The organism is Brevibacterium jeotgali (assembly GCF_900169175.1).
Taxonomy (GTDB): Bacteria; Actinomycetota; Actinomycetes; order Actinomycetales; family Brevibacteriaceae; genus Brevibacterium; species Brevibacterium jeotgali.
On record NZ_FXZM01000004.1, the window covers coordinates 260,610 to 284,443 of the forward strand.

General features: G+C 68.6%; 19 protein-coding genes. 7 read left to right on the forward strand and 12 right to left on the reverse strand.

Features of this window, described 5'->3' with window-relative positions; all coding sequences use genetic code 11:
• The first annotated feature begins 114 nt into the window (after window positions 1-114).
• Entirely contained in the window at window positions 115-789 is a 675-nt protein-coding gene (locus BJEO58_RS05860) for a copper resistance CopC family protein (protein ID WP_246075919.1), read from the forward strand.
• A 75-nt stretch (window positions 790-864) separates the two neighbouring features.
• Here the strand turns inward: BJEO58_RS05860 and BJEO58_RS05865 are convergent, their stop codons facing one another.
• The 8 genes from BJEO58_RS05865 to scpC form a co-directional block, all read right to left on the reverse strand.
• Window positions 865-1,986: a glycerate kinase gene (locus tag BJEO58_RS05865; protein WP_180951844.1), complete on the reverse strand. Its 1,122-nt coding sequence runs from the start codon at window positions 1,984-1,986 to the stop codon at window positions 865-867.
• Between the two features lie 245 nt (window positions 1,987-2,231).
• Entirely contained in the window at window positions 2,232-3,488 is a 1,257-nt protein-coding gene (locus BJEO58_RS05870; protein ID WP_101588538.1) for an MFS transporter, read from the reverse strand.
• 10 nt (window positions 3,489-3,498) lie between these two features.
• Window positions 3,499-3,681, reverse strand: coding sequence for a hypothetical protein (locus BJEO58_RS14940; protein ID WP_180951845.1), 183 nt, complete (start codon window positions 3,679-3,681; stop codon window positions 3,499-3,501).
• A gap of 27 nt (window positions 3,682-3,708) precedes the next feature.
• Window positions 3,709-5,349, reverse strand: coding sequence for a phosphoglucomutase (alpha-D-glucose-1,6-bisphosphate-dependent) (pgm, locus tag BJEO58_RS05880; protein WP_101588539.1), 1,641 nt, complete (start codon window positions 5,347-5,349; stop codon window positions 3,709-3,711).
• A gap of 144 nt (window positions 5,350-5,493) precedes the next feature.
• On the reverse strand, window positions 5,494-6,906 hold the full coding sequence (locus BJEO58_RS05885) for a hypothetical protein (protein WP_101588540.1): 1,413 nt from the start codon (window positions 6,904-6,906) through the stop codon (window positions 5,494-5,496).
• Window positions 6,907-6,910: 4 nt separating this feature from the next.
• The gene (locus tag BJEO58_RS05890; RefSeq protein WP_101588541.1) at window positions 6,911-7,237 is read right to left on the reverse strand and encodes a rhodanese-like domain-containing protein; all 327 of its coding nucleotides are present in this window, start codon (window positions 7,235-7,237) and stop codon (window positions 6,911-6,913) included.
• A 131-nt stretch (window positions 7,238-7,368) separates the two neighbouring features.
• Window positions 7,369-9,264 (reverse strand): AMP-binding protein, encoded by a 1,896-nt coding sequence (locus BJEO58_RS05895; RefSeq protein WP_101588542.1) that lies wholly within the window; start codon window positions 9,262-9,264, stop codon window positions 7,369-7,371.
• Window positions 9,265-9,496: 232 nt separating this feature from the next.
• Window positions 9,497-11,002 carry a succinyl-CoA:acetate CoA-transferase ScpC gene (gene scpC / locus BJEO58_RS05900; protein WP_101588543.1) on the reverse strand — a complete coding sequence of 502 codons (1,506 nt, stop codon included), beginning with the start codon at window positions 11,000-11,002 and terminating at the stop codon, window positions 9,497-9,499.
• A 183-nt stretch (window positions 11,003-11,185) separates the two neighbouring features.
• Here scpC and BJEO58_RS05905 point away from each other — a divergent pair, with 183 nt between their 5' ends.
• Window positions 11,186-12,034 carry an acyl-CoA thioesterase gene (locus BJEO58_RS05905; RefSeq protein ID WP_101588544.1) on the forward strand — a complete coding sequence of 283 codons (849 nt, stop codon included), beginning with the start codon at window positions 11,186-11,188 and terminating at the stop codon, window positions 12,032-12,034.
• Window positions 12,035-12,135: 101 nt separating this feature from the next.
• On the opposite strand, the gene BJEO58_RS05910 is transcribed toward BJEO58_RS05905, so the two are convergent.
• Window positions 12,136-12,921 (reverse strand): crotonase/enoyl-CoA hydratase family protein, encoded by a 786-nt coding sequence (locus BJEO58_RS05910; RefSeq protein ID WP_101588545.1) that lies wholly within the window; start codon window positions 12,919-12,921, stop codon window positions 12,136-12,138.
• Between the two features lie 161 nt (window positions 12,922-13,082).
• The gene (locus BJEO58_RS05915) at window positions 13,083-14,255 is read right to left on the reverse strand and encodes an acyl-CoA dehydrogenase family protein (protein WP_101588546.1); all 1,173 of its coding nucleotides are present in this window, start codon (window positions 14,253-14,255) and stop codon (window positions 13,083-13,085) included.
• A 196-nt stretch (window positions 14,256-14,451) separates the two neighbouring features.
• Between BJEO58_RS05915 and BJEO58_RS05920 the strand changes: the two genes are divergently transcribed.
• From BJEO58_RS05920 to BJEO58_RS05935, 4 genes are all read left to right on the forward strand, one after another.
• Complete coding sequence (locus BJEO58_RS05920) at window positions 14,452-15,618, forward strand: thiolase family protein (RefSeq protein WP_101588547.1); 1,167 nt, start codon at window positions 14,452-14,454, stop codon at window positions 15,616-15,618.
• Window positions 15,615-17,342, forward strand: coding sequence for an AMP-binding protein (locus BJEO58_RS05925; RefSeq protein WP_101588548.1), 1,728 nt, complete (start codon window positions 15,615-15,617; stop codon window positions 17,340-17,342). The genes BJEO58_RS05920 and BJEO58_RS05925 overlap by 4 nt, the downstream gene beginning before the upstream one ends.
• 186 nt (window positions 17,343-17,528) lie before the next feature.
• Entirely contained in the window at window positions 17,529-19,484 is a 1,956-nt protein-coding gene (locus BJEO58_RS05930; RefSeq protein WP_101588549.1) for a S1 family peptidase, read from the forward strand.
• A gap of 219 nt (window positions 19,485-19,703) precedes the next feature.
• Window positions 19,704-20,189 carry an META domain-containing protein gene (locus tag BJEO58_RS05935; RefSeq protein ID WP_180951847.1) on the forward strand — a complete coding sequence of 162 codons (486 nt, stop codon included), beginning with the start codon at window positions 19,704-19,706 and terminating at the stop codon, window positions 20,187-20,189.
• Between the two features lie 72 nt (window positions 20,190-20,261).
• On the opposite strand, the gene BJEO58_RS05940 is transcribed toward BJEO58_RS05935, so the two are convergent.
• Both BJEO58_RS05940 and BJEO58_RS05945 read right to left on the reverse strand, forming a co-directional pair.
• Window positions 20,262-21,893 (reverse strand): class I adenylate-forming enzyme family protein, encoded by a 1,632-nt coding sequence (locus tag BJEO58_RS05940; RefSeq protein ID WP_101588551.1) that lies wholly within the window; start codon window positions 21,891-21,893, stop codon window positions 20,262-20,264.
• Window positions 21,890-22,843, reverse strand: coding sequence for a cyclase family protein (locus tag BJEO58_RS05945; RefSeq protein ID WP_101588552.1), 954 nt, complete (start codon window positions 22,841-22,843; stop codon window positions 21,890-21,892). Before BJEO58_RS05945 ends, BJEO58_RS05940 begins: the two co-directional genes overlap by 4 nt.
• A 385-nt stretch (window positions 22,844-23,228) precedes the next feature.
• Between BJEO58_RS05945 and BJEO58_RS05950 the strand changes: the two genes are divergently transcribed.
• Complete coding sequence (locus tag BJEO58_RS05950; RefSeq protein ID WP_101588553.1) at window positions 23,229-23,813, forward strand: TetR-type transcription factor C-terminal domain-containing protein; 585 nt, start codon at window positions 23,229-23,231, stop codon at window positions 23,811-23,813.
• Window positions 23,814-23,834 lie beyond the last annotated feature (21 nt).

Consider the following 23,834-nt stretch of genomic DNA (forward strand, 5'->3'; position numbering starts at 1 on the left):
ACTAGAAGCCCGGGCGCGGGAAGATGAAGTTCCCAGACTCATCACGGATAATCAGGAGGGTCCCCGGTGCGGCACCGCACCGCCGGGACCCGATGCACATCCACAGGAGGTCTCGTGACTCTGCGCTCTCGCACGCTCACCGCTGTCATCGCGGCGCTGCTCATGATGTTCGGCCTGACCCTCGGCCAGGCCGCGCACGCCCATGATCAGCTCGTCGGGTCAAGCCCGGAGGAGGGCGCGGAACTCGATGAACAGCCGGAATGGCTCGAACTCGACTTCAGCGGGGAGATCCAGGACGTCGGGACGGAGATCCAGGTCCTCCAGGACGGTGACCAGGACATCTCTGCGGGTGAGGTGACAGTCGAGGGCACCAGCGTCTCCTCCGCGCTCCCAGACAACATGACCCCCGGCGAGTACACGGTGCAGTGGCGCGTCGTGTCCTCGGACGGCCACCCGATCTCCGGAGAATTCGACTTCACCCTGACCGATGCCGTGGGCGCCGGCGAGGAAGGCGCGGCTGACGAGGGCGCGGCTGACGGCGAAGGCGGCGAGGGCCCTGCAGAGCTGGGCGGCGCCGCTGTCGACCAGCCGGAGGACGGCGCACAGGAGCAGGGCGCACTGAGCGAGGACGCAGACTCCGCCGGCATGTCGACGCCGATGATGATCCTGCTGGTCGTGGGCGGCCTCGCCGTCGTCGTGCTCGTGATCCTGCTGCTGACCCGCAAGCAGAAGGGACTGCCGGGCACACCCGGCAACCCGGAGACGCCGGAGAAGCCCGACACGAACTGACGGAGCAGCCCGACGTGAACTGACCCCGCGCGACGTGACGCGCGACGTGAACCGGGCTCACGGGGGTGCAGAGATCTACGCCCGGAGCAGCTCCGCGAGCCGCTCGCCCGCCTGCCGCACGACTGCGGCGGGGCGGGTCATGCACGTCTCGTCGGGCGCGAGTGACCGCAGTTCGACGATCCCAGTGACGCCGGGTGCGTCCTCCGCGCCGATCTCGGCAGCGCCGCACACCACCCACACGGGCACTCCGGCTGCGCGCCCACGATCGATCACAGCTCCGGGGCCCTTCCCGCTGAGGGTCTGGAGGTCGAAGCGCCCCTCGCCCGTGACGACCAGTTCAGCGGAGGAGAACGCGTCCTCGAATCCGACGAGCTCCATGATGTAGTCGGCGCCGGGACGGACCCCGGCCCCCAGCCCCGCGAGCGCCCCGAACCCCGTACCGCCCGCCGCGCCGACACCCGGGGCGAGAGCGATCCGTCCGATCGTCTCGCGGTCGGCCCCCGCAGCCTCGGCGAACCGGTCCCTCAGGTGCGTGAGCGCGCGGTCCAGGAGTGCGACCTCGGTAGCGGAGGCTCCCTTCTGCGGCCCGTACACGGCGGCCGCCCCGTTCTCCCCGAGCAGCGGGTTGTCGACGTCGCTCGCCAAGACGACCTCGGCATCGCGCACGCGGTGGTCCAGGCCGGTGAGGTCCACCTGGGCGACCTCGAGCAGGCCCAGCCCTCCTGTGGGCACCGGTTGACCTGAGTCGTTGAGGAACCGGGCGCCGAGCGCCACGAGCATCCCGGCCCCGCCGTCCGTGGACGAAGAGCCGCCCACTGCGAGCACGATCTTCGTGCAGCCGGCCTCCAAGGCGGCGGCGATGACCTCACCCGTCCCATGGGTTCCCGCGTTGAGGGCAGTGTCCCGTGTGGGGGAGACGAGTGCGATGCCCGAGGCCTCCGCGAGCTCGACGATGGCCGTCCTGCCGGACTGCGCCCACGTCGCCTCGACGGGGCGCCCCAGCGGTCCGGCGACCGTGGCGGTGCGCTTCGCGAAGCCTGCAGCCAGGGCGGCGGCGACGGTCCCGTCTCCGCCATCGGCGATCGGCACGGACGACACGGTATGGCCGGCGGCGCTCAGCGGAGGCGCGAGCTCCGCAGCGACGTGGGCGGACGTGAGGGTTCCCTTGAACTTGTCGCAGGCGAGCAGGATATGCATGCTCTCAGCCTAGTCGCGGCCCACGGTCCGCACCGTCGTGAAACTCGATCCGCCTCGTCGCGGGATCCGGTCCGCATGCGGCGGGCGAGGGCAGGCCGCGCCCGCCGGACAATGAGCCGTGGCGGCCATACATGTTTCAGTCTGACCGCCACGGTGGAATCAGTGTAGCCGACAGGTGAACACGTGTCTTCTTGCAGGTGGGAGCCTTGCCGCCGCCATTGTGGGCCGTGGAGCCTCCCACTGCTTCACGCGGTCGGATCGATGACCGGCAGGGACTCGGTATCGAGGCTCTCGCGACGTGGCCTGCGCAGCGCCGGCGTCCGCGCGGGGTCCATGCCCGGCAGCCCGATGACCGAGACGACGAGCCCGATCGACGCGCAGATCGCAGTGATCCAGATGGCCTCGTGCGCGCCCATCCGGTCGATGACGCTGCCGGCCAGGGCGGACCCGATCGCCACCCCGAATCCCAGTGCGGTGGAGATCCACGCGAGGGACTCCGTGAGTCGCTCCGCGGGTGCGAGCGTCTGGATGACGGAGCTCACTGCGATGAGGCTGGGTGCGATCCCGACGCCCACCACGAAGAGAAGCGCCGCGAAGACCACCATGTCGTTCGCAAGCAGCAGGAGCCACGCGCCCGCAGTGAGCACCGTGAGCATGAGGGGGAACCGATAGCGCACCGGCATTCGCCAGTCGTACGCTCCGTACACCGCTCCCGCGACCAGCGAGCCCGCCGCCAGTGCGCTGAGGGCGATGCCGGCGAATGCCTTCGCTCCCTGTTCGTCGCCGAACCCGACCGCGGTGACGTCGATCGCCCCGAACAGGATGCCGAGGAAGATCTGGCAGACGATCGCAGCGAGGATCCCCGGGTGGGTGAGTACGCGCCCGGTGCGCGCGACCGTGCGGCCCCGCGGGGCGGGCTCGGTCGCCTTCTGCGGATAGAAGAGCAGCGCCCCCACTGCCGTCGCGACCCCGGACAGCAGGACGCCGGCGGGTGCGAACCACAGGGTTGCGAGCGCAGTGACGGCGACGGGGCCGGACACGAAGAGGAACTCGTCGGCGACCGCCTCCCAGCTGAACGCGGTGTCGAGCTGACGGGAGTTCCGCACGAGTGCGTTCCACCGCGCGCGCACCAGCGACCCGAGGCTGCCCACGCTGGCCCCGACGATCCCCGCCAGCAGGAAGACGAACCCGAACCACCACCCCAGTGGGACCGCCGCGAGCAGGCCGACGATCCCCGCCAGGTGCACGCACACGATCGGCACCATGACGCGCGACTGTCCGTGAGCGTCGACGAGCCGCGCGATGAAGGGGTTCGTCACTGCCTGCACGACCATGAAGACGCTCGTGACCAGTCCGGCCAGTTCGTACGATCCCGTCTCGCCCTGGATGAAGAGGACGATCCCGAGGCCCAGGATGGCGATCGGCATCCTCGCGACCAGACCGGCGAGCGAGAACTTCAGCGCTCCCGGCAGTGCGAAGATCTCCGAGTACGTGCGCAGCATAGGGCTGATCCTACGGTTGTGGACGGACGTCCGGGACGTCCGGGACGACCGTCGCCGAGGTGCCGGTCACCACCCGGTCGGTCGGCACCTGGCCGATCACCACCTGGCCGATCACCACCTGGCCGATCAGCACCCGGCCGATCAGCACCCGGCCGATCAGCACCCGGCCTGTCAGCAGCCGGTCGATCGCCACCTCGGCGGTGGGTGCCGTCAGCTCTGCTCAGCCGAGGACGGAGTCCACGAGAGCGCGCGCCTCCTGCTGCACCTGGGCGAGGTGCTCCTCGCCGCGGAGTGACTCCGCGTAGATCTTGTAGACGTCCTCGGTACCGGAGGGGCGCGCGGCGAACCAGGCGTGCTCCGTGCTCACCTTGAGTCCGCCGATCGCGGCGTCGTTGCCCGGGGCCTCGGACCGCACGTCGGTGATGGGATCACCCGCGAGCATCGATTCCGTGACGTTCTCGGCGTTCAGCCGCTTCAGCGCCGCCTTCTGCTGCGGGTCGGCCGGAGCATCGGTGCGGGCGTAGGACGTCATCCCGTGCTCGGCCGCCAGGTCCGCGAAGCGCTGCGAGGGCGTCTGCCCGGTCACAGCCAGCATCTCCGCCGCGAGGAGCGCCAGGATGATCCCGTCCTTGTCCGTCGACCACACAGTGCCGTCGCGGCGCAGGAATGACGCGCCCGCGGACTCCTCCCCGCCGAACGCCACGGTGCCGGACCGCAGCCCGTCGACGAACCATTTGAAGCCGACCGGCACCTCGTAGAGCTCGCGGCCGTGGGCCGCGACGACGCGGTCGATGAGCACGGAGCTCACCAGCGTCTTGCCGATCCGTGCTGCGAGCGGCCAGTCGGGGCGGTGCCCCAGCAGGTAGTCGATCGCGACGGCCAGGTAGTGGTTGGGGTCCATGAGACCCGCGTCGGGGGTGACGATGCCGTGGCGGTCCGCGTCGGCATCGTTCCCGACGGCGAGGTCGAAGGAGTCGCGGGCCGCGACGAGTGACGCCATCGCGTCGGGAGACGAGCAGTCCATCCGGATCTTCTCGTCCCAGTCCAGCGTCATGAACGCGAACGCGGGGTCGACCTCCGGGTTCACGACGGTGAGGTCCAGGTCGAACAGATCGCTGATGCCCACCCAGTAGTCGACGGCCGCACCACCCAGGGGATCGGCGCCGATCGAGATCCCCGCCGACCGGATCGCGCCCATGTCGATGACCGATTCCAGGTCGGACACGTAGGCGTCCATGAAGTTGAAGTTCGTGGTGTTCTCGAGGTGGAAGGCGCGCTGGAACGGTGTCCGCTCGATCGTCTCCCACCCCTGTTCGAGCAGGGTGTTCGCACGGTCCTGGATCCAGTCGGTCGCATCCGTGCCGGCCGGGCCGCCGTGGGGCGGGTTGTACTTGAAGCCGCCGTCCGCCGGCGGGTTGTGACTGGGCGTGATGACGATCCCGTCGGCCAGACCCTGCGCAGCCGCGTGCTCCCGGTTGTGGGTGAGGATCGCGTGGGAGATGACGGGAGTGGGTGTGTACCCGTCCCGATCATCGATCATCGCGGGCACCGCGTTCGCGGCGAGCACCTCAATCGTCGTGAGGAACGCGGGCTCCGACAGGGCGTGCGTATCGCGTCCGACGAAGATCGGTCCCGTGTACCCCTGCGCGCGGCGGTAGTCGACGATCGCCTGCGTCGCTGCGGCGATGTGCGCCTCGTTGAAGGACCTCGTGAGGCTCGAGCCCCGATGACCGGACGTCCCGAAACTCACGCGCTGCGCGGCATCCGCCGGGTCCGGGACGAGGTCGTGATACGCGTCCAGGAGCTCCGGGATGTCGACGAGGTCGCGCTCCTCCGCTGGCTGGCCTGCTCGATTCTGCATGCCCTCACTATGCACAAACGGTATGGATCCGGGGTCGGATTCTCGCATAGTGGCCCCGCGGTCTTGAACCGCGACAGCAGCAAGGGCCCCGCCGTGACCCGGCGGAGCCCCTGCCGATCGGCTGTGAGATCCAGCCGGTGGTCGTCAGACGCGAGCGCAGCCGGTGCCGGAGGCCACCGTCGTGAGCATGCCGTCCATGCGGGTCCCGCCCATCACGTCGACGGTGTATCTGCCGTCGTCCGTGGTGACCAGCGACGGGGCCTCCCCGTCCTCCACGTGGTCGGCCTCCGTCGAGCCGAAGTACGGGTACTCGGACAGGGACATGCCCATCCGCATCGGCGCCGCGAGCGTCAGGTCGTCCGGCAACTCGCCGAGCTCGGCCTTCCAGGCGAGGCAGGTGCCGACCCAGTCAGGCTCTCCGTCGGCGGGGGAGTAGTAGGTGACCTGGAAGGTGCCCCATGTCCTCGACTCCGATCGGTAGCCGCGGTGGGCGCCCTCCTCGGCGAACTCCGACGACTCCGCGTCCGGTTCGCCCATGGAGGCTGTGATCGCCTCGAAGGCCTCCTGGTCGGAGAGGTCCTCCTGGCCGGGGAGGATCCCGTTGTCGCCGTCCACGCCCACCACGAGCGTCTCATCCGGCCGCGGCACGGAGTCCATGAAGTCCTCGACGTGGTCGAACTGCCGGACCGATCCGGAGTCGCCGTCCCACGCGACGTTCTTCCAGCCGCGCCCGCTGGGCTCGTCCGTGTCGCCCTCGCGCTCCTCGCGGATGTAGAAGCGGTAGCCGTCGCCGTTGCGCAGGCTCGAATGGAGCTGGGCCATGCCCATCCCGGAGGGTTCGTGGGCCAGGATGTCGACCGCCGAGGCGCTGGCCTCCTCGCCGTCCCCCGTGGCCGAGCCGGGCTCGCCGGTCCCGGCTTCCTCCGTCCCGGCTTCGTCGGAGCCTGGGTCGTCGGAGCCGGGGTCGTCCCCTGCCTCGTCGCCGGCTCCTTCGTCCGTGATCGGATCTCCCGCGGTGACGAGCCCCATGACCTGGAGGCCGTCCTGGGTCCCGCCGACGAACAGTTCGCCGGAGTCGATCTGCGCCTCGGCCCCGTCCGGCGCGTCGCCGCCCACGGCCGAGCACGAGAACGGCACCGCCGCGTAGCTGCGTCCACCCGGTCCGATCTCGACGTATCCGGCGCCGCCCGTGAGGGTGAGTTCGACCTCGGCGCCCATGTCGGTGAGCTCCTGCGAGGGGTTCGACGGTGCGAACGTCGCACGCCCGCCGTCCACGGTCACGGGACCGTCGTGGTGGCAGGCGGGGATCCGGTCGTACGGGGCGGACCCGAACTCGATGTCGAGGTCGCGCGTGACAGCGGAGGCGAAGTCATCGCCTTCCGCCCCGTCGCCGGCCGTCTCCTCGGTGGCCTGGGGCGCGGTCGGGGAGGCGTCGGGCGTCGGGGTGGTGGCCCCGGCCTCGGAGCCGGTGTCCTGTGAGCAGGCGGTGAGTGCCACGAGCGCTGAGGTGGCGAGGGCGGCCGCAGCCCGCCCTCGCAGGGTGCGAAGAGCCGTCATCGGATCACTTCACCCACGGCTCGTCGTCGCCGTCGGCGACGATCGGCTTGCCGTTGTCGAGGCTCCAGGCCCCCATGCCGCCGTTGACGTCGATCGCGTCGAAGCCGTTGTCGTTGAGCCACGTGACGGCTTGACGCGATCGGCCGCCGGTGCGGCACACGACGTAGACGTCCTCGTCGAGCGGCACCTCGCCGTAGCGTGCCGGCAGGTCCGCCAGGGGGATGTGCAGTGCCCCCTCGATGTGACCGGCCGCCCATTCGTCGTCCTCACGGACATCGAGGATCGAGGCGCCTTCGGGGATCTCGTGAACTGATGCGCGCGGATTGTCCATGGGAGAAGTCTACGAGTCGGACCCGTCGAGGACCGTGCCGAGGTGTGACGGATCCGGAACCGGTCGGCAGGAGTCGGACCGGTTCGCAGGAGTCGGAACCGGCCGGCAGGAGTCGGACGGGTCAGCAGCACTCAGAGGCGTGCGCGCAGCTCCGTCTTCAGCACCTTCCCGGCGGTCGAGGTGGGGAGTGCGTCGACGAAGTGGACCTCGCGGACCTTCTGGTACGGCAGCACCTGCCCGGCGAACCAGTCCATGAGCACCTGGGCGTCGGTGTCTCCGGGGGATGATTCCGGTCGGGAGGCGCCGGCCTGGGACGTGCCCGCCTGGGAAGCAGTGGCCTGGGAGGCGCCGGCCTGGGGGTCATCAGCCGGAGTCGCGTCGGGACGGTGCACGACGAAGGCGATCGGGACCTCGCCCACGTCCGCGTCCGGACGACCGACGACCGCGGCCTGCGCGACGTTCGGGTGCGAGCTGAGGATGTCCTCGAGCTCGCGGGGGTACACGTTGTACCCCTTGTAGAGCAGCATGTCCTTCGCGCGGTCGTGGATGCGGACGAAGCCCGCGGAGTCGATCGAGGCGACGTCACCCGTGCGCAGCCAGCCGTCGACGAACTGCGCCGCGGTCAGCTCCGGTGCATCCGCGTAGCCGGCGGTCACCTGGGGGCCGCGGACCCAGAGCTCGCCCTCGCGTCCGGTGGGGAGGACCTCGGTGCCGTCTGCGGAGCGGACCTCCACCTGCGTGTCCGAGATCGGAATGCCGACAGTGCCGGGCTTCCGGGTGCCGCCGACGGTGATGTCCGAGGCGGTCACGACGCACGTGCCCTCGGTGAGGCCGTATCCCTCGCCGACGATCGCGTTCGGCATGACCTCGGTGATCTTGCCCAGCGACGTTGCGTCGAGCGGGGCCGCACCGGACATGGCGGCCCGGATGGTCGGCGCCGTCCGGCCGGTCTGGGCGGCGTGTGCCGCGAGCGCGAGGTACATGGGCGGATTGCCGGACGTGTACTCAGCCTGCCAGCGGTCGCACAGGTCGATGAAGGTGTCCGGCCGGAAGCGGCCCGTCAGGACGGTCGTGACGCCGCCGAGGGCGAAGAGCGCGATGCTCGCGATGCCCTGCGCGTGGAACAGCGGCGGAACCTGGATCGCGACACCGACGCCGGGCCGCAGGAGCGGCTCGCCGAGCGTCTCGATCGGGATGAGTGCGAGGTCCCCGTCCTCGTCCCGCTCGATGCGGGAGTGCAGGCGCCACGCCGCGACCTGCGTGACGTTGTCGATCACGTTGCGGTGCACGACGCGCACGGCCTTCGAGCGGCCCGTCGTGCCGCCTGTGAACTGATAGTGGGCGACGTCGTCGGAGTGGGCGAGGACAGGGGTGAAGGACGGTGCGGCCTCGGCGGAGGCGGACGGCTCGGTGCCCGGGGCCTCGGCGGGGGATTCTGCGGTGGGGGCCGTGATCGCGGAGTCGAACGACGTGAATCGGGGCTGGGCGGCGTCGGCGACGACCTCGCCGGCGGTGGCGAGCTGTTCGTCCGTCGCCGGGCCGGCCCAGGTGACGCCGGTGATGAGGATGCGGGTGAGGTCGAGATCGGCGGCGGTCTCGATCGCAGCGGTGAGGTGTGCCGGGTGAGTGATGAGGAGGTGGGCCTGCGCGTCCATGAGCTGGCGCGCCAGCGCCGGCGCCGGCTGGAGGGGGTTCACGAGCGTGACGGCGGACCCGGTGAGGAGCGCGCCGAAGTAGGCGACCGGGAAGTCGAGGGTGTTCGGCAGCTGGATCGCGACGACCCGGCCCGGCCCGGCGCCGTCGGCGGCGAGCCGCTGGGCGAGGCGCGAGGCCCGGGCGAGGAGCTCCGAGAAGGTGATGGTGTCGTCGCCGTCGACGAATGCGGCGCGATCGGGGTAGCGCTTCGCCGAGGACAGGAGGATCTCCGGAACCGCCGCGGGGGTGTAGTCGAGCTGCCGCGGCATGCCGGCGGGGAAGTACCCCGACTGCGCGTCGTGGTCAGCGGTTCCGTGGTCCGTGGTCGTCATCGATCCTCCGTAGTGACTGGTGGCGCGGTCGTTGCGCAGGCACGGTGCGGGAACGTGCGCTCACCCTCGGAGCATAGAACTGTCTGATCGTTCGTTCAAGGCGAGGGTGACGATCGGGTGCGGCGTGCGTGCGGAACCAGAGCCGCTCGCGTAAGTCGGTGGCTCGGGTTCCGCACTCTCGACGCGGTGGGCGGCCGGTGGTGGACCGCTGCATGCGTCACTGCACGCGTCGCTACATGCGTCCGTCCGTCGCGGCCCGCTGGTGCCAGCTGAGTGCTTCCTCGAGCAGGTGCGGGGCGTGGCGGGCAGTGGTGCTCCGCGCGTACGCGCGATCGTGGTAATCGTGCAGACGGTCGCGGAAGTCCGGATGCGCGCACGTGTCGATGATGCGCCTGGCCCGCTCGTTCGGGGCCGTGGCGCGCAGATCCGCGATGCCCTGCTCCGTGACGATCACGTGGACGTCGTGCTCCGTGTGGTCGACGTGGGGCACCATCGGCACGATCGCGGACAGCGCCCCGTTCTTCGCAGTCGATGGGGAGACGAAGAAGTTGAGGAAAGCGTTGCGGGCGAAGTCGCCGGAGCCGCCGATCCCGTTGATCATCTTCGAGCCGTTGATCTCCGTGGAGTTCACATGGCCGTAGATGTCCGTCTCCACCATCCCGTTGATGGCGATGACGCCCAGGCGGCGGACGATCTCCGGGTGGTTCGAGATCTCCTGGGGGCGCAGGAGGATGCGGCCCTTGTAGGACTCGATGTTCCGGTTGAACTCCGCCGCGACCTCACGGGTGAGGGAGAACGACGTGGCGGAGATCGAATCGAGCTTCCCGGAATCCAGGAGTCTCAGCAGGTTGTCCTGGATGACCTCGGTGTACGAGGTGAGGTGCTCGAATTCGGAGTCCGCGAGACCGGCCAGCACCGCGTTCGCGACGTTGCCCACTCCGGACTGCAGCGGCAGGAGGCTCTTCGGCATGCGTCCGGCGGAGACCTCGTGGCGGAGGAAGTCGATGAGGTGCCCGGCCATCGCCTCGGACGCGTCGTCCGGTGCTGCGAACGTGTTGTCGCGGTCCGGTGCGCTGGTCTGGACGACGGCGACGACCTTGTCAGGATCGACGCGGAGGTAGGGATCTCCGATGCGCTGGAGCGGATCGAGGATCTCGATCGGCCGACGGTGCGGGGGCAGCTTCGTGCCGTAGTAGACGTCGTGGAGCCCCTCGTACTCGCGCGGGTGCCAGTCGTTGACCTCGAGGATGACCTTGTCCGCGAGGTCGAGCCACGTCTTGTTGTTGCCCACCGAACTGCCGGGGACCAGCAGTCCGTTGGGCAGGATCGCTGCGACTTCGATGACGGCGACGTCGAGGCTGCCGTGGAACCCGAACCACACCTGCTGTGCGAGGTGTGACAGGTGCGTGTCCGTGTACTCGACGTCGCCCGCGTTGATCTGCTTCCGCAGGGCGGGGTCGGACACGAACGGAGCGCGCTTCGCGATGCCGTTCACGCGGGCGAGTTCGCCGTCGACCTCTTCGCCGGTGGAGGCGCCGGTGAGGAGGTTGATGCGGAAGTCCTCTCCCGCTGTGTGCGCGGCGTCGATGCGTTCCGCGAGTGCTGCGGGGACGGCCTTCGGGTGGCCGGCACCGGTGAAACCGCTCATGCCCACGGTGTCTCCGGGGCGGATATGCTCCGCGGCGCGGTCGGGTGTGGTGACCTTTGCCGCGAGAGTCGGATTGGTTATTCGATTCATGCGCACATTGTCTCAGTCGATGTTCAGGAACTTGAAAAGGGCTGGTGGCAGGGCCCGCCGGGCGGCGGGCGGTGAGGCACGACGATCCGCTGCCGGCCTGTGTACGGTGGGCGCTGGGTGCGAGCCGCATCCCGCTCAGGACTCTTCAGCCTTGGCCCCGGACTACTCGGAAGGACCGCGCACATGATCGATGCTCTGCTGAAGGTGTCGGAGGTGGAGGCCGATGTGTTCGAAGGGCAGCCGCGACGCGGGACGATCCTCCCGAAGACGTTCGGCGGTCACACGATGGCGCAGGCGCTCGCCGCTGCGTGCAGCACTGTCGACGACTCGCGTCCTCCGGTGTCCGCGCAGGGCTTCTTCCTGTCCGCGGGTGACACGGACGGTCCGACTCGGTTCACGGTCGAGCGGGTGCGCGACGGGCGGTCCATGGATATGCGTGCGGTGCGAGCGCATCAGGGGCACCGCGAGATCTTCCGTCTGACGGCGTCGTTCCAGACAGCGGGAGACGGCTTCGCCCATGAGGCGTCGATGCCGCGCGCTGCTCCTCCGGAGGAGGTGCCGTCGCTCTTCGACGTCATGGACCGGCACAGCACGCTGGACTCCGGTCCTTGGCGGACCGAGTGGGCCTTCCTCGATCTGCGCTACGTCGAGGAGAACCTGATCGCCCCCGTGCCCGATCACGGGCGCCAGCAGCTGTGGATGCGATTGCCTCAGGCAGAGGGCGCAGAGACCTGGCGGGGGAGGTGCCTCATCACCTACGTCAGCGACCTCGTGCTGCTGGCGGCCTCCCTGGTGCCCCATGGGGTCATGCTGGGTGCTCCGGACATCCCGCGGGCGACGCTCACGCATTCCGTCCATGTCCACGCCGACCCGGTGCCGGGCGAGTGGGTGTTCATCGACCAGCGCTCCGAGTGGGCGGGCGGTGGGCGCGGGCTGTCCCACGCGGCGATGTACTCGCGCGACGGGCGGCGGCTGGCCACCTTCGTCCAAGATGGACTGATCCGGCAGCGGCGCCCCGTCACCTCTGAATGACAGCGGCCCCGCCGCCCGTGACGCGCAGCGGCCCCGCCGCCTCCCGGAGGGGAGCGGGCGGGGCCGCGACGGTGTGACTGCTGACCGTCAGAAGCGGGAGGTCACCTGCCCGTCCACTGCGGCGCGCGCTTCTCCGCGAACGCGCGCGAACCCTCCTTCGCGTCCTCGGACTCGAACACGTCAGCGATGAGCGGGGCCTGCTTCTGCCAGACCTCGTCGTTCGTCCAGTCCTGCGACTCGACGATGACCTGCTTCGAGACCTTGACGGCCAGGGGTCCGTTCGCCGCGATCGTCTGGGCCAGCTCCAGCGCGCCGTCGAGCGCACTGCCGTCCTCGACGACCGTATTGACGAAGCCGTGCTTCTGGCCGAACTCCGCGTCATACATGTTGCCGGTGAGCGCCATCTCCATCGCGATCGCCCGGTGCGTGCGCTGCGGCAGGACCGTCACGCCGCCGGCCGCGGCCACCAGGCCGCGCTTCACCTCGGGGGTGCCGAACTTCGCCGTGTCCGCCGCGACGACCAGATCGCATGCCAGCATCGTCTCGAACCCGCCGGCCAGTGCATAGCCCTCGACCGCGGCGATCAGCGGCTTCTTGGGCGGTGCTTCCGTGAGCGACAGGAAGCCGCGCCCATCGATCGACGGGCGCTCGCCGCGGAGGAACCCCTTGAGGTCCATGCCCGCGCAGAAGGTCTTCCCCGCGCCCGTGATGACTGCGACGAACAGATCATCGTTCGCGTCGAAGTCATCGAGGATCCGGGCCATCGTCTGCGCCATGTTCTGCGTGGCGGCGTTCTTCGCCTCCGGCCGATTGAGGGTGATGACGAGGACATTGCCCTGGACCTCGGTGAGGACCTCGGCGGTCTGCGGTTCGGTGTTCTCCGACATACGTGCTCCTTTGCTTCGAATGCTGCGAGTGAATGGTCAGTGGGGTCCTGACAGCCGCTGTGCGGCGGACGCGCGGCGGACCTGCACAGATGTGCGGGCCTGCACAGATGTTCAGTATTGCAGGCCCGGTGTCGGCGCGCAGGTCGAGTCCGACAGCCGGCTCACGCCCGGCGCGCCGACAGTCCCATGTCCTTCGCGATGATCGTCTTCATGACCTCGGACGTGCCGCCGTAGATGCGCGTGACCCGCGCATCCGTGTAGAGGCGGGCGATCGGGTACTCGAGGATGTAGCCGTAGCCGCCGTGCACCTGCAGGCAGCGGTCGATGACGCGGCCCTGGACCTCGGTGGTGAACAGCTTGACCCGCGCGGCGTCGGCGGGGCTCAGTTCGCCCGCGTCGTGCGCCTCGAGCGCCTGGTCGAGCATCGCCTGCGCCGCGGCCGTCTCCGTCGAGCAGTCCGCCAGCACGAACTTCGTGTTCTGGAACGAGGACAGGGGCTGCCCGAACGACTTCCGCTCCTGCGCGTAGTCCGATGCGAGTCGTATCGCCGCCTGCGCGGTCGACACGGCGTTCACTGCGATCGTCAGCCGCTCCTGCGCGAGGTTGTGCGACATGTACTCGAACGCCTTCCCCGGCTCACCGAGGATGTCGGCGTCCTGGACGACGAGGTCGGTGAAGTGCAACTCGACCGTGTCCTGGCTCTTGATGCCGATCTTCTCGAGGTCTCGGCCCACATCGAAGCCGGGGGAGTCGGTCGGGACGACGAAGATCGTGAGGCCTCCGCGGCGATCGTCCGGGTCGTACGCGGCGGTCCGCGCGATGACGAGCACGAGGTCCGCGTTCGCGCCTCCGGAGATGAACGTCTTCGACCCGTTGAGGACCCAGGTGCCGTCCTCGCGCTTCTCCGCGCGAGTGCGGATCCCCGTGAGGTCCGAGCCCGTGCCCGGCTCCGTCATGGCGATCGCGGCCATCAGGGTCCCGTTCGCCATCCCCGGCAGCCAGCGGCCCTTCTGCTCGTCGGTCGCGTACTCGAGGATGTAGGGGGTCACGACGTCCTGGTGGACGCGCAGCGATCCCAGGCTGGTGCAGGCGCGGGCGGTCTCCTCCGTCAGGATCGCGTTGTACTTGAAGGTGTCGGTCTGTCCGCCGCCCCCGAACTCCTCCGGGATCTGCAGGCCGATGAGCCCCAGCTCGCCCATCTTCGCGAACACCGACTTGTCGATCCGACCGGCGTCCTCGTACTCCTGGAACTTCGGTGCCAGCTCGCGCTCGACGAACTCGCGGGCCAGGGCGCGGAAGGACTCGTGGTCCTCGGTGTAGAGGGTTCGGCGCATGGTGGGGGTCTCCGTTGACTGCGATGTGGACGGCTGTTCCGAAAGTATCGAACAATCGTTAAGGTTGTGTGCACGCTATCGGGTGCACGAAAGCGGTGCAACCGTTTGACGGACTGGCAGAGTTGCGATCGGAGAGTCGCGAACTGGCAGAGTTACTGACTGCACGGACAGTGGAGTCCCACGAAGGAGTGAGTCGATGCCGGAAGCAGTGATCGTTGATGCAGCGCGTACAGCAGTGGGCAGGCGGGGCGGGGCCCTGCGCGACGTCCATCCCGTCGACCTCGGGGCGCACGTGCTGCGCGGACTCGTGGAGCGGAACGGGCTCGACCCGGCGCTGATCGAGGACGTGGTCTTCGGCTGCGTCACGCAGGTGGGGGAGCAGGGCTCGAACGTCGGCAGGTGGGCGGCCCTGGCGGCCGGCTTCCCGGAGACCGTCGCGGGAACGACCGTCGACCGTGCGTGCGGGTCCTCCCAGCAGGCGCTCACGTTCGCCGTCGCCTCCGTCATCGCAGGCCACAGCGACATCGTCATCGCGGGAGGCGTCGAGTCCATGACGCGCGTGCCCATGGGGTCTCAGCGGAACAACGGCCCCGGCAAGGCCTTCGGCCCTGCGGTCGAGGAGCGCTACGGTCGGGACTCCTTCAGCCAGGGCGAGGGCGCAGAGATGGTCGCCGAACGCTGGAACCTCACCCGCACGCAGCTCGATGAGCTGGCGCTGGAGTCGCATGCGCGCGCACTCGCCGCGACCGAGGCCGGGGTCCTGTCCGAGCAGATCCTCCCCATCGCGGGGCAGACCAAGGAGGGGGAGACTCAGGACTTCCGCCGCGATGAGGGCATCCGCCCCGGCGGCACGCTCGAGAAGCTCGGCACCCTCCCGACGGTCTTCAAGGAGGACGGTGTCGTCACCGCCGGCAACTCCTCACAGATCTCCGACGGAGCCTCCGCGCTCCTCGTGATGACGCCGGAGCGCGCCCGCGAACTGGGGCTCACGCCCATCGCCCGGGTGCACACGGCAGCGCTCGCCGCCACGGATCCGGTCATCATGCTCACCGCGCCCATCCCCGCGACGGAGAAGGCGCTGAAGAAGTCCGGCCTGTCGCCTGCCGACATCGGCGTCTTCGAGGTCAATGAGGCATTCGCCTCGGTCCCGCTCGCCTGGATGCAGGAGTTCGGCGTCGGAGCCGATCGCGTGAACCCGAACGGCGGGGCGATCGCGTTCGGCCACCCGCTCGGCGCGTCCGGAGCCCGGATCATGACCGATCTGATCCACACCATGCGTGCGACCGGCACGCAGTACGGCCTCCAGACGATGTGCGAGGCCGGCGGACAGGCCAACGCCACGATCCTGGAGCTGATCCGATGACCACGCAGCCCTCCACGACCCAGACCTCCACGACCCAGACCTCCACGACCCAGACCCCGGCGGCCCAGGCCTCGGCGACCCAGACCTCGGCGACCCAGACCCCAGGGACTCAGGCCTCGGCGACGCCGTCCCCGCAGCCGGCCACCCGCACGATGGGCGAGCTCCTCTACTCGGCCTTCACCCGCTTCGATCGGCGCACCGCGTTCGTCGACGGCGACCGGACGCTGACCTATGCGCAGTCGGCGGCGCGAGTCCAGGCCATCCGCGACTCGCTCCGTGCGGCGGGGGTGAAGCCCGGCGACTACGGTGCGCTGCTCGGCAGCAGCCGCCCGGAGACGTTCTTCTCGACGTCCGCGCTCTACCTCGAAGGGCTGCGGGTGAGCCCGCTCCACCCGGAGAACGGGATCCGTGACCACCGCCAGTCGCTCGAGCTCGCACAGGTGCAGTACCTGCTCTACGAGCAGGGGCGGTTCGACGACATGGCCGGTGAGCTCGCCGCGACCGTCCCCGGCCTCATCGTCATCCCCGTCGAGATCCTCGATCCGGCGACTTCATCGCAGGCGCAGGGCGCCGAGGCCGTCTCCGGCTTCTCCGTCCTCGACCGGCCCGTGCGTGTGGACCCGGAATCGGACGCGTCGCTCGGATTCTCCGGCGGGACGACCGGAACGCCCAAAGGGATCGTGCGCTCGCACCGGACGATGGTGACGAATGCGCTCTTCACGGTGATCGACTGGGAGTGGCCGGCCGACAACCGGTTCCTCGTGACGACGCCGATGTCCCACGCCTCGGGTGCGATGGCCCTGCCGATCCTGCTGCAGGGCGGCTCGATGGTCATGCTGGACAAGTTCTCGCCGCAGGCGTTCGTCGATGCAGTCGCGGAGCACCGGATCTCGTCGACGTTCCTCGTGCCGACGATGATCTACCGGCTCCTCGACCTGCCGCAGGAGCAGCTGGACCGGCTGTCGTCGCTGGAGACCGTCGTCTATGGCGCGTCCCTCATGGACCCGTCGCGGATGCAGGAGGCGCTGACCCGGATCGGGCAGGTGTTCCTGCAGCTCTACGGCCAGTCGGAGGCGCCCAACCTCATCACCGTCCTCCGGAGGGAGGACCACGATCCGACGGTTCCGGGCAGGCTTGCGTCCGCCGGCAGGGCGACCTCGTGCGCGGATCTGACGATCCGGGACGACGAGGATCGGGAGGTGCCGATCGGCGAGGTCGGCGAGGTGTGCGTCTCCGGGCCCATCGTCATGACCGGCTACTGGCAGAACCCGGAGCTCACGGCGGAGACGCTGCGCGACGGACGCCTGCACACGGGTGACCTGGGCCGTCTCGACGAGCACGGATTCCTCAGCATCGTGGGCCGTAAGAAGGACATGATCATCACCGGTGGCCTCAACGTGTACCCCGCCGAGGTCGAGGCCCGCATGCTCGAGCACCCCGCCGTGGCTGAGGCATGTGTCGTGGGCATCCCCGACGCGGACTGGGGAGAGCGGGTCGTCGCCGCAGTCGTGCTGCGGGACGAGACCGCCGCCGAAGTCCCTGCCGGGGAGCATGGACCGGCTGCGGCCGATCTCGTCGAAGAGATCCGAGCCTTCGTCCGTGAGGAGAAGGGGAGCGTCCAGACCCCGAAGGACGTCGTGTTCGTCGAGAACATCCCCGTCACGAAGATCGGGAAGCCGGACAAGAAAGCGATGCAGGAGCAGCTGGCAGCGTCCCTCACCTAAGGGAGTAAGGGACAACTGTGTGTGACGTGGGCAGCGTCTTCGTTGTGATCATTCGGTGATCAAAATGGTCAGAAGTGTTACATGTCCGCGATCTTTGGCACAGTGTCCACTGAGCGTCGTGTAGGTTCCCTGTGCGATGTCGGAGATTTTCGGCTCGATGTCATGAGAGATCAGAGGAAGAACAGTATGAAGAACCCTGAGACGGGCAAGCGGTTCGTCGCGCTGAGCGCGGCCGTTGCCATCGGACTCGGCGGAGTGGCCCTCACGGGCCCCGCCATCGCCGCGAACGAAGCGCCGGACGCGCTGGGTGTTGCCGTTGCACAGGTGGCTGATCAGACCGATCAGATCGCGGCCGTCGGCTACAACGAGAACGGCGACATCGTGGTCCAGGTCGTCGAGGGCGCGGGAATGAGTCCCGTCTCTGAGGAATTGAAGCCGGTGACGGCATTCGCGAAGCAGGAGGATGACAAGAAGGTCCTCGTTCAGGAGATCCCCAACGGCTACAGCGAAGTGAACGCTGAAGACGTCGTCGGAGGCGCTGGATACGCTGTACCGCGAGGCAACGACGTTGGTCTCTGCTCGTTCGGTTTCCCTGTCACGGGGCCGGGGGGAGAAGAAGCGATCGTTACTGCTGGACACTGCGGTGAGGTCGGGGAGGACGTCTTCCTCGAAGCGCCCAAGGGATCGAACGCAGGCAGCGGCAAATATCACGAGGAGAACATGTGGGGCGGCCTGCTGAAGGACGAGGCTATCGGCTCCTTCACTCACTCTGAGTTCGCTGAGACCCCGATTGAGGATCCGTTTAATCCAGGCGGTGCTGACCAGTTTAACCCGGCGGACACACAGGATTTTGCGGTTGTCACCCTCAACGATGAGACAGTCACCACGCATCCAGCGGTAACGGACTGGACGTCCGCGGAGTCGAATGACCTTTTCGTGTCGACCAAGCCGGTCGCAGGTGTCCACGATGTGGAAGCGAGCGACATCGGCAAGGAGATCTGGCGCTCGGGTCGTACGTCCGCTGTGCAGTCGGGAACGATTCCTGCAGAGGCGGAACAGGGTGAAATCGGCGGTATTGTGGATGGATACGCGATCGTGAACCTTCCCGGTGGAGCGGGCTACTCGCTCGTCTACGGCTTTGCTGCGAACGCGCTGGGCATTCCGGGTGATTCGGGCGGCGCGGTCATGATGGGGGATCAGGCGGTCGGCGTCACGTCGCTGTCGAATTACCAGGGCGAGGACCAGGGCGACAAGAACTGGATCTGGGTCGCCGAGCTTTCTGAGGGCCTCAATCACCTCGGCAAGGACTACAAGGTCAAGACCACCGCGGATGCAGAAGAACCGCCGGAGACGCCGAAGCCGACGCCGACTGCTACGGATTCGCCGGAGCCGACTGAGGATCCGACTACACCGGCACCGACTCCGACTGCTACGGATTCGCCGGAGCCGACTGAAGATCCGACCACTCCGGCACCGACTCCGACCGACACCGGTTCGCCGGAGCCCACGCCGACGGATACCGACTCCCCGGAGCCCACGCAGACCGCTACCGACGAGCCCACGACCCCGGCGCCGACCCCTTCTGAGACGGAAGAGGCGGACGAGGACGCTGAGCTGAACGTCGACCCGCGCGAGATCGCTGCTGAGCAGTTCCTCGCCGAGGACGAAGACCAGGCCATCGACGAGGATCGCGGCGTCACCTACTCCGTCACAGGAGTGGAGCCCGGTTCGGACGTCACGTTCGACACCTACGCGTCGACCGATTCCGCATCCGCCAACGCGGGCTCGGAAGAGGCACCGGCTGAGGACTCCAACGATGCACCGGCCAAGTCGGTCACCGTGACCGCTGACGAAGACGGCAACGCCTCGTCCCGCGTCTGGGGCCTGCCGACCGCACCGGCCGAGGCCTACATCGGAGACTACGAAGTCATCGTGACGGCTGAGGGCGAGACGCTCGAGAGCTCGTTCGAGGTCGTCGGTGAAGGTGGCGGCGACGGAGGCCAGGACGATGGCGACAACGGTGACGGCGGCGACGACCTGCCGCGCACCGGTTCGACCACCGCTCCGCTGGCTGCCGGCGCAGCCGGACTGGTCGCCCTGGGTGGCGCACTGGTCTACGTGGCTCGCCGCCGCAAGGCCTGAGCACAGCTGAGGCCGGAGGCGCTCCGACTCCCTGAGACGGAACGCTGACGGTCGACGAAGGGGCACTCGCACACGCGAGTGCCCCTTCGTCGTCGGCCCGCATCACCGGGGCCCAACCCGAATCGGGTGGGTCGAGCCCCCGGCATCAGGGCATTCGGGTCTCCCTCAGCCTCGCCCGTTAGCATGAACCAGCCGACCCCCTACCCCACGGAGGGACCCATGAAGGTACCGATCCGCCTGGCAGCACTCACCGCTTTCACCGCACTCGCACTCACCGGGTGCGGGACGAACGGCGGCCCCGGGGAGGACCCCACAACGGACGCCCCCACAGCGGATCCGGTCTTCGAAGGACGCTGGGTCGCAGAGGACCCCGCCGACGCGTTCCTCGAGTTCACCGAGGTCGACGAAGGCGGCGGCACGATGGGCGGATCCGACGGATGCAACGGACTCCAGGGAGAGTTCCACATCGACGGTGACACCGCAGAGATCGACCGGGGTGCCGGCACGCTCAAGGGCTGCCCGGGTGTCGACACCTGGCTCAGCGGAGTGACCGTGGTCGTGGTCGACGGCGACACGATGCACATCCAGGACGACGAGGGCGAAGAGATCGGCGTTCTGACGCGCGATGAGGGCGGCGACGCCACTCCGACACCGACCGGCAGCGCTGGAGCCTCGATCGACGAAGCAGAGGATTCCGAGGACTGAACTGCGCGGGGACATGACTGTGGGCCGGAAGGATGATCATCCTTCCGGCCCACAGCGCTGCTGGTCCGCGTCCTAGTCCCGGAGCGCGCGGCGCATGATCTTGCCGGTGGCGGTCTTCGGCATCTCGTCGAGGATCCCGATGCTGCGCGGGATCTTATAGGCGGCCAGCTGCTCGCGGCAGTGCGCCACGAGCTCCTCCTCCGTGACGGACTGGCCCGTCTTGACGGTGACGTATGCGGCGACCGTCTCGCCCCGGTAATCGTCCGCGACCCCGACGACCGCGGCCTCGGACACCGCCTCATGATCGTAGAGGACCCCCTCGACCTCACGCGGCCAGACCTTGTATCCCGCCGCGTTGATCATGTCCTTCTTCCGGTCGACGAGGTAGATCCACCCCTCGGCATCCCGGAATGCGACATCGCCCGTGTGGAGGAAGCCACCATCCGTGATCTCGGCGGCCGTGGCCTCGTCGTTCTGCCAGTAGCCGGGGGTGATCTGCGGTCCCCGCGCCCAGATCTCACCGTATTCGCCGTCGGGCAGTTCCGTGCCCGCGTCGTCCACGATCCGCAGCTCCGTGTCGTAGACGGCACGCCCCACGGACAGAGATCCCGATTCCGGATCGACCGGCGACCGCTCACCGACCGGCCCCACCGTGATCGGCGACGCCGTCTCACTCATCCCGTACGCGCTGTGGATGTACGAGCCGTACACCTTCTCCAGGCGATCGGACAGTGTGGGAGCGACAGGGGCGCCTCCCGTGTAGACGACCTCCAGACTGGTGAGGTCGCCGTCTCGCAGCTCCGGCGAATCCGCGATCGCCATCAGTGCCGTGATCGCGCCGATGGTGAAGACGGGACGCCATCGACGGATCGATTCGACCACCGCCACCGGATGGAACCGGTGGCTCAGGACGAGCGGGCAGCCGGCTCGGATGCCGTATGCCAGGTGCCCCACCGACCCCGTGATGTGGAAGAGCGGCGCGACGGCCAGGATCGGCTGGCCCGGCTCGAGACCGCCGATCTGCACATACGTCTCCGCGTTGAACGCGAGGTTGCCGTGGGTGTTGATCGCTCCCTTGGGGCTGCCCGTCGTGCCCGATGTGTATGTCAGCAGAGCAGGATCCGATGCCGAGGTCGCCGGTCGATCCGCGAGCGGCGCCCCGCGCGGAAGGTCCTCGAGGCAGAGCAGGACGGTGCCGTCCGGAGCCGGACGGGCGGCACCGACGGCCGCTGCCACCGCCTCGACGCGGATGCCGTCACCGTCAGGCTGCCAGCGGAGGAACCTGCCGATCACGGTGACGCGGACGGGGGAGTCCGCGATGACCTCGGCGGCGACGTCATCCCACAGAGTGGGCAGTGTGATGAGTGCCTTCGCGCCGGAATCCCGCAGATGGTAGCGCAGCTCGCGGGCAGTGTTCATCGGGTTGATGGGAACGCCCACCGCTCCGAGCTTCCAGACCGCGATGACGCCGACCGCGAAGAGCGGGTCGTTCTGCGTGTACAGCGCGACCCGGTCTCCCGCGGCGACACCGTTGGCGACCAACGACGCCGCGAGAGCATCTGCCTGTCGGTCGACCTCGCCGAAGCTGAGCGTCTCGCTGAAGGAGTGCAGGAACGGCTGGTCCGCGGACTCCTGCACTCGGCGCTCCCATGCTTCGAGCATCGTGGGTGCGGCCGGTGTGAGGGATTCCGTGAACGGCTTCATCGGATGACAACCGGGTTGACCGGCGACCCCGTCGCCCGGTGGATCTTCAGCGGTGCTGCGACGTAGAGGAAGTCCCATCGCCCGTCCTCAGCGCACGCGGCGGCCAGATCCTCCAGGTCGCAGAGCTCCGTGAGCGCGATGCCGAGGTTGCGCATGAGCGCGTTGTGAAGGGTGAGTGCCACACCGGTGTCCGGGTCGGTCGTCACCTCGTTCGCGATCGTGTCGGTCACGAGGTTGGGGATCTCCACCTCGTGGAACCACTGCACGAGTTCCGGGCTGTATTGGAGCCCCGGCTCGCAGAAGTCCTCATAGAACGTGTCGCTCTGCTCGAAGAACAGCTGCAGGTGATTCGTGCGGATGAGCAGGATGTCGTGCTTCTCGAGGGTCACGCCCTGGGATTCCGCAGCGGCGAGCAGGTCGGTGTGGTTGAAGGTGCGCCTGGCCTCGACCGCCTCGACGCCGAAGTGCCGTGCCATGTCGATGAGGACGCCGCGTCCCACGACGCCGCGCTGGGCGATCGGTTCGACACTGGCCTTGTCGAGGCCACCGATCGTCGTGCGGGCGTCGTAGCCGTTCCAGATCTGTCCGCCGTACCAGACGTGGCCCAGCGCATCGTACTGAGTGGACCCCTGCAGGAACGCGACGAGCTTGTCGTCCGCGTAGTGGAGGCCCCCGGGGACCTTCGGGCCGTCGTCGGAGTCCCACGCGGATTCGTCGATGACCATCTCGCGTTCGGCGGGGAGGCGGGACGGCCAGACGGGATCGCCCTTCGGGTCGCCGATGAGGCGCTGAAGGGTGTGGATGTTCCCGTCGCGGATGCTGCGGACCCCGCGCAGGACCTGGTCGTTCGTGAGGAAGTTGAGGGCGCCCACTTCGTCGTCGTCACCCCAGCGGCCCCAGTTCTTCGGGGCATCCGCGAGGAGGTCGCTGAGATTCGGAACATCGGACATGGTCGTCACGCCTTTCGGGAGAGTTCACGCCTGCGCGACGCGGATCCGCCGTGGGGCCGCGACGAGGATCGAGTGCGCGGGGCGTGCCGGTCGTCGTCGGCCGGTGCCGCCAGCATTGTCGTCCCCCGCAGCAGTGTCAAGGGGTGTGGAGGATTTCGAGGCGAACAGGCGTTCGGGGGGCATGACTGCGATGGAGTGCGCCGATCGTGCAGGGCGATCGCCGTCTTCGATGGCTTGTGAACAGGCGTGTTGAGCGCTCGAGCTCCTTGCTCGCGTCCGTTGATCTGCTCATTGACGAACAAGTGTTCGGTGAGTAGCGTGGCGATCAGCCAGTGCCGTGGGCAGATCATTGAATGTCGCGGACAGCAGCGCTGAGGAGCAGACCATGGCACGGACGAGGTCGGGCAGGGACGCCATCCTGGACGCCGCCGTGGACCGGTTCGAGCGCCTCGGCTACCACGGGACGACGATGCGCGACATCGCCCGGGGTGCAGACCTGACCGTCGCCTCGATCTACAGCCATTTCTCCTCGAAGCAGCAGATGCTGCAGGACATCATGGTGCGCGTGCTCAGCGATGGGCTGGCACTCACCCGCAGCGCGGTGCTCCGCGCAGGCCCCCGACCGGACGAGCAACTGAGCGCACTCATGCACGCCTGGCTCCTCTTCCACACCGAGCGGAGGGCGGAGGCACTCGTCGGGGCATCGGAGATCCGCAGTCTCGACCCGCACGGTCTCCGTCTGATCGTCGCACTGCGGGACGAGCAGGAGGCGATGTTCCGCGAGGTCGTCATGCGGGGGGTCGAGGACGGAGGGTTCGCCACTCCGTATCCGGCAGACGCCGTGAGGGCACTCATCGCGATGGGCACATCGGTCGCGTCCTGGTACCGCCCGGATGGTGAGCTCACCCCGGAGCAGATGGCGGAGAGGTACGTGCGACTCGCGGCGGCGACCGTCGAGGCCGGTCCATGAGCCATCGACCAGGCCAACCCC

Excerpts from the sequence above, each read along its gene's own strand:
- BJEO58_RS05910 (WP_101588545.1), bottom strand. The coding sequence starts at position 12,921 with ATGTCGGAGAACACCGAACCGCAGACCGCCGAGGTCCTCACCGAGGTC.
- BJEO58_RS05935 (WP_180951847.1), top strand. The coding sequence starts at position 19,704 with ATGAAGGTACCGATCCGCCTGGCAGCACTCACCGCTTTCACCGCACTC.
- BJEO58_RS05885 (WP_101588540.1), bottom strand. The coding sequence starts at position 6,906 with ATGACGGCTCTTCGCACCCTGCGAGGGCGGGCTGCGGCCGCCCTCGCC.
- BJEO58_RS05950 (WP_101588553.1), top strand. The coding sequence starts at position 23,229 with ATGGCACGGACGAGGTCGGGCAGGGACGCCATCCTGGACGCCGCCGTG.
- BJEO58_RS05945 (WP_101588552.1), bottom strand. The coding sequence starts at position 22,843 with ATGTCCGATGTTCCGAATCTCAGCGACCTCCTCGCGGATGCCCCGAAG.
- BJEO58_RS05930 (WP_101588549.1), top strand. The coding sequence starts at position 17,529 with ATGAAGAACCCTGAGACGGGCAAGCGGTTCGTCGCGCTGAGCGCGGCC.
- pgm (WP_101588539.1), bottom strand. The coding sequence starts at position 5,349 with ATGCAGAATCGAGCAGGCCAGCCAGCGGAGGAGCGCGACCTCGTCGAC.
- BJEO58_RS05915 (WP_101588546.1), bottom strand. The coding sequence starts at position 14,255 with ATGCGCCGAACCCTCTACACCGAGGACCACGAGTCCTTCCGCGCCCTG.
- BJEO58_RS05870 (WP_101588538.1), bottom strand. The coding sequence starts at position 3,488 with ATGCTGCGCACGTACTCGGAGATCTTCGCACTGCCGGGAGCGCTGAAG.
- scpC (WP_101588543.1), bottom strand. The coding sequence starts at position 11,002 with ATGAATCGAATAACCAATCCGACTCTCGCGGCAAAGGTCACCACACCC.
- BJEO58_RS05920 (WP_101588547.1), top strand. The coding sequence starts at position 14,452 with ATGCCGGAAGCAGTGATCGTTGATGCAGCGCGTACAGCAGTGGGCAGG.
- BJEO58_RS05895 (WP_101588542.1), bottom strand. The coding sequence starts at position 9,264 with ATGACGACCACGGACCACGGAACCGCTGACCACGACGCGCAGTCGGGG.
- BJEO58_RS05890 (WP_101588541.1), bottom strand. The coding sequence starts at position 7,237 with ATGGACAATCCGCGCGCATCAGTTCACGAGATCCCCGAAGGCGCCTCG.
- BJEO58_RS05925 (WP_101588548.1), top strand. The coding sequence starts at position 15,615 with ATGACCACGCAGCCCTCCACGACCCAGACCTCCACGACCCAGACCTCC.
- BJEO58_RS05905 (WP_101588544.1), top strand. The coding sequence starts at position 11,186 with ATGATCGATGCTCTGCTGAAGGTGTCGGAGGTGGAGGCCGATGTGTTC.
- BJEO58_RS05940 (WP_101588551.1), bottom strand. The coding sequence starts at position 21,893 with ATGAAGCCGTTCACGGAATCCCTCACACCGGCCGCACCCACGATGCTC.
- BJEO58_RS05865 (WP_180951844.1), bottom strand. The coding sequence starts at position 1,986 with ATGCATATCCTGCTCGCCTGCGACAAGTTCAAGGGAACCCTCACGTCC.